17 protein-coding genes are annotated in these 13,913 nt (G+C 71.4%); 5 read left to right on the forward strand and 12 right to left on the reverse strand.

What is annotated here, in order from left to right:
• Window positions 1–3 precede the first annotated feature (3 nt).
• From EG812_RS25455 to EG812_RS25490, 8 genes are all read right to left on the reverse strand, one after another.
• Window positions 4–2,064 carry an amylo-alpha-1,6-glucosidase gene (locus EG812_RS25455; protein WP_126713044.1) on the reverse strand — a complete coding sequence of 687 codons (2,061 nt, stop codon included), beginning with the start codon at window positions 2,062–2,064 and terminating at the stop codon, window positions 4–6.
• On the reverse strand, window positions 2,064–2,432 hold the full coding sequence (locus EG812_RS25460) for an SCP2 sterol-binding domain-containing protein (protein WP_126713045.1): 369 nt from the start codon (window positions 2,430–2,432) through the stop codon (window positions 2,064–2,066). Before EG812_RS25460 ends, EG812_RS25455 begins: the two co-directional genes overlap by 1 nt.
• A 222-nt stretch (window positions 2,433–2,654) precedes the next feature.
• Window positions 2,655–3,071 carry a CBS domain-containing protein gene (locus EG812_RS25465; RefSeq protein WP_013735545.1) on the reverse strand — a complete coding sequence of 139 codons (417 nt, stop codon included), beginning with the start codon at window positions 3,069–3,071 and terminating at the stop codon, window positions 2,655–2,657.
• Window positions 3,072–3,150: 79 nt separating this feature from the next.
• Window positions 3,151–4,173: an aspartate-semialdehyde dehydrogenase gene (locus EG812_RS25470; RefSeq protein WP_126713046.1), complete on the reverse strand. Its 1,023-nt coding sequence runs from the start codon at window positions 4,171–4,173 to the stop codon at window positions 3,151–3,153.
• A 65-nt stretch (window positions 4,174–4,238) separates the two neighbouring features.
• On the reverse strand, window positions 4,239–5,597 hold the full coding sequence (locus tag EG812_RS25475; protein ID WP_126713047.1) for a M16 family metallopeptidase: 1,359 nt from the start codon (window positions 5,595–5,597) through the stop codon (window positions 4,239–4,241).
• 174 nt (window positions 5,598–5,771) lie between these two features.
• Window positions 5,772–7,064 carry a M16 family metallopeptidase gene (locus EG812_RS25480; RefSeq protein WP_013735548.1) on the reverse strand — a complete coding sequence of 431 codons (1,293 nt, stop codon included), beginning with the start codon at window positions 7,062–7,064 and terminating at the stop codon, window positions 5,772–5,774.
• 98 nt (window positions 7,065–7,162) lie between these two features.
• Window positions 7,163–7,378, reverse strand: a complete 216-nt coding sequence (locus EG812_RS25485; RefSeq protein ID WP_013735549.1) for a hypothetical protein — start codon at window positions 7,376–7,378, stop codon at window positions 7,163–7,165.
• Window positions 7,379–7,490: 112 nt separating this feature from the next.
• Window positions 7,491–8,645, reverse strand: coding sequence for an alkaline phosphatase PhoX (locus tag EG812_RS25490; protein WP_013735550.1), 1,155 nt, complete (start codon window positions 8,643–8,645; stop codon window positions 7,491–7,493).
• A 304-nt stretch (window positions 8,646–8,949) separates the two neighbouring features.
• On the opposite strand from EG812_RS25490, the gene EG812_RS25495 reads away from it, so the two are divergent.
• The 3 genes from EG812_RS25495 (at window position 8,950) to EG812_RS25505 (ending at window position 10,805) form a co-directional block, all read left to right on the forward strand.
• Window positions 8,950–10,068 carry a 3-deoxy-7-phosphoheptulonate synthase gene (locus EG812_RS25495; RefSeq protein WP_050814649.1) on the forward strand — a complete coding sequence of 373 codons (1,119 nt, stop codon included), beginning with the start codon at window positions 8,950–8,952 and terminating at the stop codon, window positions 10,066–10,068.
• Window positions 10,069–10,315: 247 nt separating this feature from the next.
• Complete coding sequence (locus EG812_RS25500; protein WP_050814790.1) at window positions 10,316–10,567, forward strand: hypothetical protein; 252 nt, start codon at window positions 10,316–10,318, stop codon at window positions 10,565–10,567.
• A 43-nt stretch (window positions 10,568–10,610) separates the two neighbouring features.
• The gene (locus EG812_RS25505) at window positions 10,611–10,805 is read left to right on the forward strand and encodes a hypothetical protein (RefSeq protein ID WP_013735553.1); all 195 of its coding nucleotides are present in this window, start codon (window positions 10,611–10,613) and stop codon (window positions 10,803–10,805) included.
• A gap of 71 nt (window positions 10,806–10,876) precedes the next feature.
• Here the strand turns inward: EG812_RS25505 and EG812_RS25510 are convergent, their stop codons facing one another.
• From EG812_RS25510 to EG812_RS25520, 3 genes are read right to left on the reverse strand one after another with little or no spacing between them, the layout of a single operon-like run.
• Complete coding sequence (locus tag EG812_RS25510) at window positions 10,877–11,413, reverse strand: DUF1360 domain-containing protein (protein ID WP_013735554.1); 537 nt, start codon at window positions 11,411–11,413, stop codon at window positions 10,877–10,879.
• 37 nt (window positions 11,414–11,450) lie between these two features.
• Window positions 11,451–11,765, reverse strand: a complete 315-nt coding sequence (locus tag EG812_RS25515) for an SRPBCC family protein (protein ID WP_013735555.1) — start codon at window positions 11,763–11,765, stop codon at window positions 11,451–11,453.
• Entirely contained in the window at window positions 11,765–12,079 is a 315-nt protein-coding gene (locus EG812_RS25520; protein WP_050814650.1) for a DUF6158 family protein, read from the reverse strand. The genes EG812_RS25515 and EG812_RS25520 overlap by 1 nt, the downstream gene beginning before the upstream one ends.
• A 126-nt stretch (window positions 12,080–12,205) precedes the next feature.
• Here EG812_RS25520 and EG812_RS25525 point away from each other — a divergent pair, with 126 nt between their 5' ends.
• Window positions 12,206–12,658 (forward strand): hypothetical protein, encoded by a 453-nt coding sequence (locus EG812_RS25525; protein ID WP_199743952.1) that lies wholly within the window; start codon window positions 12,206–12,208, stop codon window positions 12,656–12,658.
• Between the two features lie 23 nt (window positions 12,659–12,681).
• Window positions 12,682–13,011 carry a DUF3817 domain-containing protein gene (locus EG812_RS25530; protein ID WP_013735558.1) on the forward strand — a complete coding sequence of 110 codons (330 nt, stop codon included), beginning with the start codon at window positions 12,682–12,684 and terminating at the stop codon, window positions 13,009–13,011.
• Between the two features lie 24 nt (window positions 13,012–13,035).
• Here the strand turns inward: EG812_RS25530 and EG812_RS25535 are convergent, their stop codons facing one another.
• The gene (locus tag EG812_RS25535) at window positions 13,036–13,566 is read right to left on the reverse strand and encodes a DUF6232 family protein (RefSeq protein ID WP_013735559.1); all 531 of its coding nucleotides are present in this window, start codon (window positions 13,564–13,566) and stop codon (window positions 13,036–13,038) included.
• Window positions 13,567–13,913: the final 347 nt, after the last annotated feature.

Below are 13,913 nucleotides of genomic sequence, written 5' to 3' on the forward strand. Positions count from 1 at the left end.
GGGTCAGCTGGCCAGTTTGTGCAGGTCGAGACGGCCACGGGCGAAGGCGTCCACCCGTCCCCAGCGCCCCGGGATGTCCAGCACCTCGATCCGGCCCATGCCCACCGGCAGACGCGGCTCCACCGCCAGATGCCCCTCGTGCGGCTCCAGGCCGAGCATCGTCCGCAGCAGCAGCAGCGGCGCCCCGGTCGACCAGGCCTGCGGGCTGCACGCCGTCGGGTACTCCACCGGGAACTTCGTCTGCTCGCGCCGGTAACCACCGAACGCCTCCGGCAACCGACCGTCGAAGTAGCGCGCGGCGTCCAGGATCCCGCTGGCGATGGTGGCGGCCTCCTCGGCGAACCCGTAGCGACGCAGACCCCAGGCGCAGAACGAGGTGTCGAAGGGCCAGACCGTGCCGTTGTGGTAGCCGATGGGGTTGTAGCGCACCTCCCCCTCGGCCAGGGTCCGCACTCCCCAGCCGGAGAAGAGCCGGTCGCCGACCAGGTGCGCGGCGACCTGCTCGGCCCGGTCCTCGGCGACGATGCCGCTCCACAGCAGGTGGCCGATGTTGGAGCTGAGCACGTCGCACTGCCGCCCGTCCGGGTCGAGGGCGAGAGCGTAGTAACCGCCGTCGGCCACCCACCAGTCCCGGTTGAACCGCTCCTTCAGCTGCGCCGCCTCCCGCTCCAACTGCTCCGCGTACGCCGGGTCGTCCCAGAACTCGCGGGCCAACCGGGCCGCGCGGATCTTCGCGTCGTACGCGTACCCCTGCACCTCGCAGGTGGCCCGGGGAAACGGTGGCAGGCTGCCGTCGGCGTACGAGATGGAGTCCCAGGAGTCCTTCCAGCACTGGTTCTCCAGACCGGTGTCGGTGTTGCGCCGTTCGTACCAGATGTAGCCGTTACCGACCAGGTCGGCACAGTCGTCGATCCAGTGCAACGCCCGACGGCACTCCTGCTCCAACTCCTTGACCAGCGCGACGTCACCACTCCACCGCTCGTACTCGTCGAGCAGGATCACGAACAGCGGGGTGGCGTCCACCGAGCCGTAGTAGGGCGAGTGCGGCTGCTCCTCGAACGCCGCGCTCTCGCCGTAGCGCATCTCGTGCAGGATCCGACCCGGGTCCTCCTCGCGGAAGTCGTCGAACCGGGTGCCCTGCAGCGCGCCCAGGATGCGCAGGGTGGTCGCGCTCAGCTGCGGCGTGAACGGCAGCGTCTGCAGGCAGGTCAGGATGCTGTCCCGGCCGAACATGGTCATGAACCAGGGCAGGCCCGCGGCGGGCAGCGTCTGACCGCCGAGCGACAGCGGCGCGAACCGCAACGCAGCCAGGTCCACCAGGCAACGCCGATACGTCGAGCAGAGCTCGCCGTGCTCGCTGTTCACCTTGGGTGCCTTCGCGATCCACTCTTCCAGGTCGTGCTGGAGGGCGAGCCGTTCGGTGCCGTGCACCCGCAGCCCGATGCGCAGGTCCCGGCCGCCGGGGCCGAGCGCGTGGGTGCGTACGTGGATGTCGGTGTCCCACTGCTCGTTCGGTTCCAGGTGGACGCGGTACGAGAAGCCGTTGCGGTCATAGCTCGCCGGCTCGGAGGACGAGATGAGCGTCTCCCGCCGGAAGTTGCCCCGCCGGTAGCCCAGCCGCAGCTGGTCCGGCTCCGCCTCGGCGTACGACTCGCCCTTCTTGTTCAGGATCTCGTCCTTGACCTCGAACAGGTCGGCGAAGTCGGCGGCGGCGTCCATCCGGATCTCCAGATCCACCGCCTTCTCGTCGTGGTTGAGGATGGTGATGCTCTCCCGGAAGCTGCCCCCGACGGCCCGCTCCCTGATGATCGACAACTTCGCGTCGACGTAGTGCGTGGCCAGCCCCGGCACCAGGAAGAAACGCGACTCGAAGTACTGGAGGTCGTCGTAGGAGAGGGCGTTGAGCCGCTCGCCGTTGATGGTGAGCACCCACTTCGACAGGAAGCGGGTGTCGATGGAGAACAGCCCCGTCGGCTCGGTCGGCGTCGCCTCGATGTCCCCGGTCGCCTCCGAGACGACGAAGGTGTTGCCATCCAGGATCCGTACGGTGTGGCTCGGTGCCATCAGCGCACCCCCTTGCGGTAGCGATGCGGTCCGACGCTGTGCGGCGGTCCAGGGAAGATCCGGTCCAGTTGCACGACCAGGCGCGCGTCACCGGTGATGGTCATGTCGCCCCGCAGCAGCGCGGCCAGCCCGTTCTCCCGGCCGGTGACCAGGTCCTCGAACAGCCCCGGGCTGGTGCCCACGACCGCGTCCGCCTCCATGTCCTCCCGGCTGATTCGGATCTGCCCCCGGTCGATCCGGACCAGCCAGTGCATGGTCTGCGGCCCCTCGTGCAGGTCGAAGCGCAGAGTTCCGGAGAGCTTCGCCAGCAGCGGTTCGTACCCCTGCTGGTCGAGATCCTCGAAGAACCGCACGGTCGCTTCCGCCATCGCCGCCTCTCCCCCCGTCGGTCGGTCCCGGCCGGATCGGTGTCCCTCCACGGTCCGATCCCGCCTCGGCGTGCAGAGCAGGGTCCCCGGCCGGTACGCGGTCAACCTCGCCCGAATCGGGTGAGGCCACCGGAAGACCGGCGCAGACCGGAAGACCGGCACACAGGACAGCCGAAAGCCGACTTCCCGGTGGTCGGGAAGCCGGCAGGCGGGGCGTACGGGTCAGTTGTTGGGGTCGTCGGCGCTGATGTCGGCGAGCACCGACTGCGGCTCCCGCTCGACAGCCAGGTCACCCATCGACACGAGACCGATCAGCCGGCCGTCCTCGACCACCGGCAGCCGCCGTACGGCGTACGTGCGCATCAGGTCGGCGGCGGAGACCGCGTCGTCGTACTGGCTGACCGTGATCACGTCCTTGGTGGTGAGCTGGTTGAGCCGGGTGGTGTTCGGGTCCAGGCTCTCGGCCACCCCGCGGACCGTGATGTCCCGGTCCGTGATGATGCCGACCACGTTGTCGCCATCGGTCACCACCACGTCGCCGATCGCGGAGTCCCGCATCTCCTGGGCTGCCGCGACGAGCGTGTCGTTGCCGTCCATGGTCACCAACCGGGTCGTCATGAACTCTCCGACGGTAGTCATGGCGCCTCCCTCTCGGTGTCGGCCAACCATGGGTCTACCCGAGGGCCCCGACCAGTAACGCCTGGTCGGGGCCGAGAGGTCAGCGTTCGGCGGCCACCAGTTCGGCGATCTGTACGGCGTTGAGTGCGGCACCCTTGCGCAGGTTGTCGTTGGAGCAGAACAGCGCCAACCCGTGCTCGACGGTCTCGTCGGCCCGGATCCGGCCCACGAAGGTCGGATCCTGGCCGGCCGCCTGCAACGGGGTGGGCACCTCGCTGAGCGTCACACCGGGCGCGCCGTCGAGCAGCTCGGTGGCGCGCTGCGGGCTGATCGGCCGGGCGAAGCGGGCGTTGATCTGCAGCGAGTGCCCGGTGAAGACCGGCACCCGGACGCAGGTGCCGGAGACCTTCAGGCCGGGGATCTCCAGGATCCGGCGGCTCTCGTTGCGCAGCTTCTGTTCCTCGTCGGTCTCCGCCGACCCGTCGTCGACGATCGAACCGGCGAGCGGCAGCACGTTGAACGCGATCGGCCGGGCGAACGAGCGGGGCGCCGGGAACTCCACCGCCGCACCGTCGTAGGTCAGACCGGTAGCGCCCTCGGCCACCTTGCGGACCTGCTCGTCGAGCTCGGCGACGCCGGCCAGACCGGCGCCGGAAACCGCCTGGTACGTCGAGACGACCAGGCTGACCAGCTCCGCCTCCTCGTGCAGCGGCCGCAGCACCGGCATCGCGGCCATCGTGGTGCAGTTCGGGTTGGCGATGATGCCCTTGGGGCGTACGGCGGCAGCGTGCGGGTTGACCTCGGCGACGACCAGCGGCACCTGCGGGTCCGTCCGGAAGGCCGACGAGTTGTCGATGACCACGGCACCGGCGGCGGCGACCCGGGGAGCCAACTCCTTGGCGGTGCCCTTACCGGCGGAGAAGAGCACGATGTCCAGCCCCGAGTAGTCGGCGGTGGCCGCGTCCTCGATGGCGACCTCCTCGCCGCGCCACGGCAGGGTACGCCCCGCCGAACGCGCCGAGGCGAAAAGCCGTACCTGCTCCGCCGGGAACTCCCGGTCCGCCAACACCTGCCGCATGACGCCACCGACCTGGCCGGTGGCCCCCACAATGCCGATCCTCATGCCCGCGAGGCTACCCAGGCCGGCCGGTCGACCGGGAACGCTTTCCCACCCCTCGGCGACCGACATCACACCGTCTCGGCCGGTGCGTGGTCGATCACCTCCCCCAGACCGGCGGCGACCAGTTCGTCGCGGATGAGCGCGGCATCCCCCTCCACCACCAGGGTCAGCGAATCCGGGTGGAGGTGGGTGGCGGCGGCGGCCGACACCTGGGCCACGTCGGCGGCGAGCAGCGCCTCCCGCAGCTGGGCGTGGTAGTCGTCGGGCAGGTCGTGCACCACGAGCGTGGTCAGGGCCGCAGCGATCGCCCGGGGGCTCTGCAGCTCCACCGAGAGCTGCCCGGCCCGCCAGGACCGGGCCACCGCCAGCTCGTCCTCGGTCACCCCACCGGCCTGGGTACGGGCGATCTCCCCGACCGACTCGACCAGGGCCGGTGCGGTCACCGCCGTCTGCACCCCGGAGCTGACCGCGAACCGGCCGAAGCGGCGGGACGAGGCGAAGTCGCCCCGGATGCCGTACGTGTAGCCGCGCACCTCGCGGATCAGGTGGTTCAACCGAGAGGTGAAGGCGCCGCCGAGCACCGTGCCGGCCAGCGCCAGCGGCACATGGTCCGGGTGGGCCCGGTGCGGCGCGACGTGACCGAAACGCAGCGTCGACTGCACCGAGCCGGGCCGGTCCACCAGGATGATCCGGCGACCGGTACGCAGCGGGACGTCGATCGGCCCACCGCGGTCCACCGGCCCACCGCCCGTACCGGCGAAGGCCGTTGCGGCGAACGCGTCCAGGTCGATCCGGTCCAGGTCACCGGCGACCACCAGGGTGCCCGGCCGGATGAACCACTCGGAGTGGAAGACGGTGACGTCCTCGGCGTCCAGGGCGGCCACCGAGTCCGGGTCGCCGTACAACGGCCGGCCCCACCGGTTGTCGGCGCCGAACAGGTCGGCACGCAGCACCGCGTCGGCGCGCGGACCGGGGTTGGCCCAGTCCATCCGCAACGCCGTCGCCTCGTCGTCGCGTACCCGGCGCACGTCGTCCGGGTCCAACTTCGGGGTACGCACCGCCTCGGCGAGCAGTTCCACGGCCGCACCCAACCGCTCCACCGGCACCTGCACGCTGGCCTGGAAGGTGTCCCAGTCCAGCCCGGTCACCAGCTCGGTGCCGAGCGCCTCGATGGCCAGCGCGTACGCGGTGCCGTCCCGCTGGCTGGTGCCCTCCTCCAGGGCCTTGGCCAGTACCCCGCCGAGCCCCTCCTTGCCCACCGGCTCCCGGCCGGCACCGGCGTCGAGCAGCAGCAGCGCCACGGCGAGGTTCTGCCCGGGCAGATGCGCGGCGACCACCTGGCCGCCCGCCACCGCCCGGCGCACCACCTGCGGGAACCGGTACGGACGAGCCGCACCCGGCCCCGGACGCTCGGCGATCAAAGTCACTGGGCCAACCTTTCGTTCGCGACTGCGGGGCTCGCTGCTGCCAGGTCGCGGCGCCCCACCGGGCCGCGCCGCTCACTCCTCGCGCTCACAGTGCCAACCTTTCGTTCGCGACTGCGGGGCTCGCTGCTGCCAGGTCGCGGCGCCCCACCGGGCCGCGCCGCTCACTCCTCGCGCTCACAGCTTCTCCTCGGGGCGGTAGGTCAGGGTCACCCGGTCGTCGGCGGCGAGCACCTCGGCGGCCACCTCGGCGATCTGCTCGGCGGTCACCGCCTGCCAGGCCGGCAGCCGCTCGGCCACGGTGGCCGGGTCGCCGAACTGGGTGGCGTAGCGACCCAGCGCGTCCGCCCGTCCGTCCACCGTGGACATCTGCCGCCACCAGGCGGTGGTCAGCAGGGCCTTGGCGCGGTCCAGCTCGCTCGGGGTCACCGGCACCGTGGCCACCTCGTCGACCACCTCGGCCAGACCTTCGGCCAGCCGCTCGCCACTGACCCCGGGCCGGGCGGTGGCGGTGGCGATAAGCGGCGCGGGGGCGTGCGCCAGATCCACCCCGTACGCCCCGACGAGGTCGGGCTGGGCGATCCGTTCGCCGTCGGCGAGGCGCTGGTAGAGCCGGCTGCCGCGGCCGCTGCCGAGCACGGTGGCCAGCACGGTCACCACGTCGTAGCCCGGGGTGCCGAACGGGTAGGTCCGGTGTGCCACGTACACCCGGGGTGCCGGCACGTCGGTGACCACCGTCTCCACGGCCGGTACGCCGGTGGCCGGCACGGTGCGCCCGTCGGGTGCCGGTGGGATCTCCGCGCGGGGCTCGATGGCCCCGAAGTACTTCTCGGCAAGCGTGACGACCTCGTCGACTGTGGTGTCACCGACCACGGTGAGCACCGCGTTGTTCGGTGCGTAGTAGGTCTGGTGGAACGCCTGGAAGGTGGCCAGGTCGGCGGCGTTCAGGTCAGCCATCGAGCCGATGGTGGCGTGGTGGTACGGATGCCCCGGCGGGTAGAGCAGCGGCAGCAGCCGCAGCCACGCGTCGCCGTACGGCACGTTCTCGTAGCGTTGCCGCCGCTCGTTCTTCACCACGTCGCGCTGGTTGTCAAGCGTCTCCTGGGTCAGCGCCGGCACCAGGCCGCCCATCCGGTCGGCCTCCAGCCAGAGCGCCAACTCCAGATGCTCGGCCGGGACCGTCTCGAAGTAGTTCGTCCGATCCGGATTGGTGGTGGCGTTGAGCGACCCGCCCGCCCCCTGCACCAGTTTCATGTGCTCGGTCTTCGCGACGTTCACCGAGCCTTCGAACATCAGGTGCTCGAACAGGTGCGCGAAGCCGGTCTGTCCGGCCGGCTCGTGGCGGGAGCCGACGTCGTACCAGAGGTTGACCGCGACCGCCGGGGCGGTGCGGTCCTCGCTGACCACCACGCGCAGTCCGTTGTCGAGTCGAGTCGTGGAGATGGGCCAGGGGTAACCGCTGTCGGGCATGACTCCGACGCTATCCGATCTCCGCTGCCCGATGCGGTCGGGACGCGGGCGTGCCGCGCCCCACCCCGCCGGGGGACGCGGCCCGCCGCACCCGTCGCTCAGTCAGGCGGCTCGATCGGGGTCACCGTCTGTTCCGAGGTACGCCGCTCCAGGATCGTGTCCGGCGCGGCATTGGGGTTGTCCTCCCGGATATCGGACTCGGTCAGGATCGCGTCGGCCTGGGCCTCGGGATCCTCGCTGCCGGCCGCGGCCTCCTCGGGCAGCAGGTGGGCTCGGGACTCGACCCGCTCCTGGTCGCTCTTCGCGTCACTCATGACTGCCCCCATACCCCCCAGCCCCACCCCGCACGCGTGAAAGGAAGGGCCCCTTCTTAACGCCTCAGGTAGTAGCCGGGCCCCCTATTAACAGTTTCATGCGGCGACCCGGTCAGAAGCGGAACGGGCCGCGTACCTCGTAGGTGATGCCGCCCGAGGGCGATCCCGAGGTGCCGCGCTGCGAGGAGAAGTAGAAGCGGGTGCCGTCCGGCGAGAAGGCCGGCCCGCAGATCTCCGAGGACGACTGACCGGTGATCCGCAGGAACGGCGCCACGATCTCGTCCGGTGTGATCACGCAGATCTCCATGTTGCCGCCGTCCTCGGCCACGAACAGGTCGCCGGAGCGGGCGCCGGTGATGTTGTCCACGCCGGTCAGCGGCGCGCTGCCGGAGACTCGGGCGGCGTCGTACGCCAGGTCGATGCGCTGGTTGACCGCGTCGTACGCCCAGACCCGGTTGTCGCCCTTGGTGGTGAACCAGCAGGTGCCGTCGGCGTACCAGCAGCCCTCGCCACCGTTGAAGCGCTTGGCCCCGGAGACCTGGTTGCGGGTCAGCGTGCTCGCCCCCGACGGGTCGGGCACCCGCGCCCAGGTCACCGGGCCGCTGGTGGCGCTGCCGGCGACCAGGACCTCCAGCGTGCCGCCGGCCAGGCTGCCCCAGCTCGTCGGGCGGAACCGGTACAGGCAGCCGTTGCTCTCGTCCTCGGTGAGGTAGATGACCCGGCGGTCCGGATCGCAGGCGGCGGCCTCGTGCTTGAACCGCCCCATCGCGTCCCGGCGCACTGCGGCGGTGCCGCCCTGCGGGTACGTCTCGTAGACGTACCCGCGGCTGACCTCCTCGCAGGAGAGCCAGGTGCCCCACGGGGTGGCGCCGCCGGCGCAGTTCTGGTTGGTGCCGGAGAGGATCCGGTACGCCGAGGCGATGCTGCCGTCGGCGTCGAACCGGATCGCCGAGGCACCACCGCCCGGGGTGATCTCGGAGTTCGAGACATAGATCCATCCGGTTCCGGCGGTGAAGCAGGCACCGCCGTCGGGCGCGTCGTGCCAGACGTACGAGGTGCCGGCGACCGTCCGGCGGGACCGGGCGATCACCCGGCTGGTGAAGCCGGCGGGCAGCTGGATCCCGTTGGCGTCGGCGCTGCGCAGCGCCCCGTACGGGCTGGGACCGGGTTGCGCCGGTGCGGCCACCGCGGCTTGCGCCCACAGGCTGCCGGAGAAGGCGGCAGCGCCGCCGGCGACGGTGGCGCGCAGGACGGTACGACGATCCATCGAATACCTCCGGTACTCGCAGCGTTCGGTGTCGCTGAAATTACCGACCGATTCATCGATGAGGGTGAACGCGAGGGGAGGCTTTGCCGACCATGGGGTGAGCAGTTGCCCACCGTCGGGTACTCTTGGCGCCGTGACGCGGTCGTATCGATGGTTTAGGCAGCCGGCTCGTAAGCCGGTGACCTCACCATGATCTGACGTCACCGTTTTCGAGCCGGCCGGGCAGGAATCAATTTCCTGCCCTTTTGCCTACGAGCAGCCGGCTCGTCCCGGGCACCGGCCCCGGGGTGCGGTCGGCGAAAGGATGCCCACCGTGACGACCCCGGACAACCGTCGCGTCATCGATCAGCGGATCGACCGTGTCGTACCGCTGACCACCCCGGCGCTGCTGCACCACGAGCTACCTCTGGAAGACGACCTGGCCTCGGCCGTGGTCGCCGGGCGGCGCACCGCCGCCCAGGTCCTCGACCGCATCGACGACCGCCTGCTGGTGGTGGTCGGCCCGTGCTCGGTGCACGATCCCGCCGCCGCCCTGGAGTACGCCCACCGGCTGCGCGAGGCGGCCGACCGGGTCGCCGACGACCTGCTGGTGGTGATGCGGGTCTACTTCGAGAAGCCGCGCTCCACCGTCGGGTGGAAGGGACTGATCAACGATCCCGGGCTGGACGGTTCCGGTGACGTCAACGCCGGTCTCCGGCTGGCCCGGGCGCTCCTGCTCGACGTGTTACGCCTCGGCCTGCCGGTCGGCTGCGAGTTCCTCGACCCGATCACCCCGCAGTACATCGCGGACACGGTGGCCTGGGGGGCCATCGGCGCCCGTACGGTGGAGAGCCAGGTGCACCGGCAGCTCGCCTCCGGCCTGTCCATGCCGATCGGCATGAAGAACCGCCCGGACGGCAGCATCGCCACCGCCGTGGACGCGATCCGGGCAGCCGGCGTACCGCACGTCTTCCCCGGCATCGACGTCTCCGGCACCCCGGCGATCATGCACACCCGGGGTAACGCCGACGGCCACCTGGTGCTGCGTGGTGGCGGGGGCCGGCCGAACTACGACGCCGCCTCGGTGGCCGGTGCGCTGGAACTGCTGCGCGCCGCCGGGCTGCCCGAGCGGCTGGTGGTGGACGCCAGCCACGCCAACAGCGGCAAGGACCACCGCAACCAGCCCGCCGTGGTCGCCGACGTGGCCGGGCAGATCGCCGCCGGTCAGCGGGGCATCGTCGGGATCATGCTGGAGAGCTTCCTCGTCCCCGGTCGGCAGGACCTCGACCCGACCCGGGAGCTGACCTACGGCCAGTCGATCACCGACGCCTGCATCGGCTGGGACACCACCGACGAGGTGCTCACCGAACTGGCCGCCGCCGTACGCGCCCGCCGGGCCACCCGCTCCAGCGCCGACCCGCACTCGCTGCCCGCCCCCGCCTGAGCGACGACCGGCCCGTCCCCGCTCGGGTCGGTCAGGAAGTTGTCCGCTCACGACAACTTCCTGACCGACGGAGCTGGGGCGGGGCCGGACGGGGTGGGTGTTTGGGTGCAGAGGGCGCGGGTAGCTGACGGGCGTGACCGACGACGTACCCGTGACCGGGGCACCCGCGCCGACGACGCAGGCCCGCCTGCCGGAAGCCGTGCTGGCCGACGTGCCGGTGGTCGACACCGCCGCGATCGACCCACCCGTGACCGACCTGCCCGGCACGCTCGCCGCCGTACCGGACGAGATCGAGGTCGAGGCGGTGGACACCCGGCCGTTGGACGAGCTGCTCGACGACCTCTACCGCGGCCAGGAGCGGATCAGCCAGGTCGACATCTACCGCCGCGCGGTCGCGGCGGAGCTGCCCGCGCAGCTGCTCGCCCGGCTGAACGCGCTGCCCCAGGGCGAGTACGCGGTCGACGAGGTGACCGACCTGCTGGGCGGCTCAGTGGGCTGACCCCCTCACCAGCCGATCCGGCGGCGACCAGGAGAGGACCGTGATGTCGCAGCCCACCGAGGACCACGACCAGACGCCCGCGCTCGCGCAACCCCCGGAGGGCAGGGACACCCTGCCCGAGCCGGATTTCGCAAACGAACACGAGACCACCGCCGTCGACGACGACATCCTGACCGGCGCCGACCAGGACGAGCGGGAGCCGGAGTCACCACGCGGCTGGTCGGGCATGCAGCGCTGAACCCGCATCCGTACGCCGAAACCGCCGGCCCGGAACACCGGGCCGGCGGTTCTGCCTGCTCGTAGGATCGCTCAGTCCGCGGAGCGGTGGTGGCCTTCCGCACCCTGCTGGGCCATCGCGTACGCCATCTGGAGGAAGTCGGAGGCGGCCACCGCGGTCAGGGCGGTGGCGACCAGCCGGGTCAGCCGTGGCGCCAGCACCAGACCCCCGGTCATGCCGGTGGCCACCCAGACCGCCAGGCAGAACGGGCAGCTGAGCAGTTCACCTATCGCGTGCCGGGTGGGGCTGCCGGAGTCGCGTACCTGTTCCATCACCTCGCCACTGCCGATCGGCCGGTCGTAGCGGGTGAACGGCGCGCGCAGCGGGCTGGTCACAGCGTCCTTCGACAGCAGCCGGCTGAGCTTGTGGGTCGCGATCGACAGGAGCACCACGTCGGCGGTGGCCGGCCGCTGCGGCACGGTACGCCCGGTCGCCTTGACCAGGGCGGCGATGGCACCCGCCACCCCGGCGTAGGTGCCCATGGCCACCAGGTAACCGCCGAGGGGGCGGTGCTCGTGCGGGGCGTACGCCTGGCGCAGCCTGGTCACCTTCTGCTTCAGCAAGCTCACCCGGGACTCCTTCTGATCACGCTTCCCAGGCGGGCGGTCAGCCGGCCTGGAGGTTGTCGGCCACTTCGCGGGCCAGGTTGGTCAGCGCCTGGTCGGCCAGCCGGTCGGGTCGACCGTCGCCGACCAGGTCGAGCCGAGCCCGGGTGCCACCCGAGTCCTCCGCTGCCACCCGCAGCTCGGCCGTCCAGTCCGTGTCCCGCGCGCGCCAGCGGGCCCACAGGCCGTCCGGGTCCCCGTCGGGGACGGCGGACAGCAGCGGCTCGGGCAGCCAGGCGGAGCTCCGGTCGGGGTCGGTCGCGGTGTTGAAGACGACCTCGGGCGGCGCGGAGATGCCCCGTTCCGCGTACGCCATCACGCGTCCCGCAGCCGGCTCGGGTCGACCTCCCGACCGGGGTGGCGGGCCAGGTACTCGGTCTCCAGTTCGGCGGTACGCCGCAGGTGGGTGGCGAGCGCCGAGTCGGTCGCGTGCCGCAACGTGTCCAGCCGGGTCCGGTGCAGACTCTCCATCTCGCGGATGAGGTCCTCCTCGGCCAACTCCGCCGGGTCGATGCCGGGCAGGTCGGCGTCGAGGATCGGCGCGGCCACCCGGTCGTCACCCCATTCCGGGATCCGCTGCTCGGGGCTCACCTCGGTGCCGCCGGGAGGAAATCCGTCCTGTGCCCTCATCTCGCGCCCCCTAGTCGGTCGTGGGCCTGGCGTCTGTACGGTTGCCCACCGCCCGGACGGCCAAACCACCGCCGCCACTACGACACGGTGTCGGAGAGCAGCGCCGGTCCCGGTACCCTCGGTGCCATGAAGCGGCTCTGGACCCCGGCGTGGATCGCCCGCCACGTGGCCATGGTCGTACTGGTGACGGCCTTCCTGGCGCTGGGCTGGTGGCAGGTCAGCCGCGCCGCCGCCGGCAACGCCATCAGCTGGGGCTACGCGGTGGAGTGGCCGATCTTCGCCGGGTTCGTGGTCTTCGTCTGGTGGCGTGAGGTCCGCCACGCGCTGCGGGGCGCCGAGGCAGGCCCGACCGCAGCCGTCGGCGAGGCACCCGACGCCGGCGATCCCACGGTCGTCGAGAGGGCCGAGGCCGTCGAGGCGGCGGGCGTACGGCCGCGGCCCGGCATCGGCCGGCCGGTACGGGTCACCCGTACCGTCGGCGGTCACGGCGAGGAGGACGCGGAACTGGCCGCGTACAACCGCTACCTGTCATGGTTGAACGCCAATCCGGGCGCGAAGCCCGGCGACTATCCCGGCTGAGCCGGCCCGGAAGGACACGAGAAGTGCGCGCTGCTCTCACCCGTTACCGCGTGATCGCCTGGATCGTCGGTGTGGTGCTGATCCTGCTGGTCGTCATCGGCATGCCGTTGAAGTACGGCTTCGACGAGCCGATCGTGGTGGAGACCGTCGGCCAGGCGCACGGCTTCCTCTACATGCTCTACCTGGTCGCCACCTTCGACCTGTCCCGCCGGGTCGACTGGCCGCTCAAGCGGATGATCCTGGTGATGCTGGCCGGGACGGTGCCGTTCCTCTCCTTCTGGGCCGAGCGCCGGGTGAGCACCCTCGTCCTCGCCCAGCACGCTGAGCCGGCGCCGCAGCCGGTCGCCGGCTGATCCGACCCTTCGTCGCCAGCGGTCTCAGCGCCGGGGACGCCACAGGTCGGCGTTCGCGAGCGGGTCCTCCCAGCCGCCGTGGCGGTGGATCTCGAAGGCCCGCCGCAGCGCGCGGCTCACCTGCCCGAACTGGTGCTCGTCGTCGCTGCTGAACAGCAACTCCGGCACTCCGCCGCGCTGCCCCCACAGCTCGTACGCCGGCGGCCGCCACCGGTCGCCGGCCGCCGCGACCAGGATCGGCACCAGGAACACCACCCCGAGCAGGAGGTACGCCCCGGCGGTGAGCCGGTGCAGCCCTCCGGTGAAGCCGAGCGCCAGCCCGATCCCACCGATCACGGCGGCGGAGACCAGGGCGGCCCGCATGGCCACCCGGTCGTGTGGCCCCCGGGTGGTGTGCAGGTGGGTCAGTTCGGCGACCCGCCAACTGGTGCTGCCGACGGTGAACCGGTCGGCCGTGACGATGATCCCGGGTCGGGCGTAGAGCAGGGTCGGTCTGCCACCTGCGGTACCGCCCGGCGACCAGGGCGGTCGTGTCGTCGCACCTTCACGCTCCACGGCCCCTCCTCCACTGCTGGTGTGGGGGGCGGCCCGCTTGCCGGCCCCATCGATGCAGATGTGCGGGAATCCCGGCTGTGGCTTCATTGTGTGCCCGCCTCGCCACCCTGGCCTGCCGGTTTGCGGTGCTCAGCGGGGTTCGGACGGACCGGCGACGCCGGAAACACCACCCCGAGTCCGGCTTGTCGGACATACCGCGGAGTCATCCGACGTCATGTGCCGAGACCGACCCCTTGCGCATCTCCGGTATACCGGACTATTGCTACGGAACAAGAACGTGATTCAAGCTCAGCATCCCCATTGGTCTCGGCTTTCACTGCCACCGACTCCTGTCGCGTACTACGTTG

This window comes from Verrucosispora sp. FIM060022, assembly GCF_003977705.1.
GTDB classification, from domain to species: Bacteria; Actinomycetota; Actinomycetes; order Mycobacteriales; family Micromonosporaceae; genus Micromonospora; species Micromonospora gifhornensis.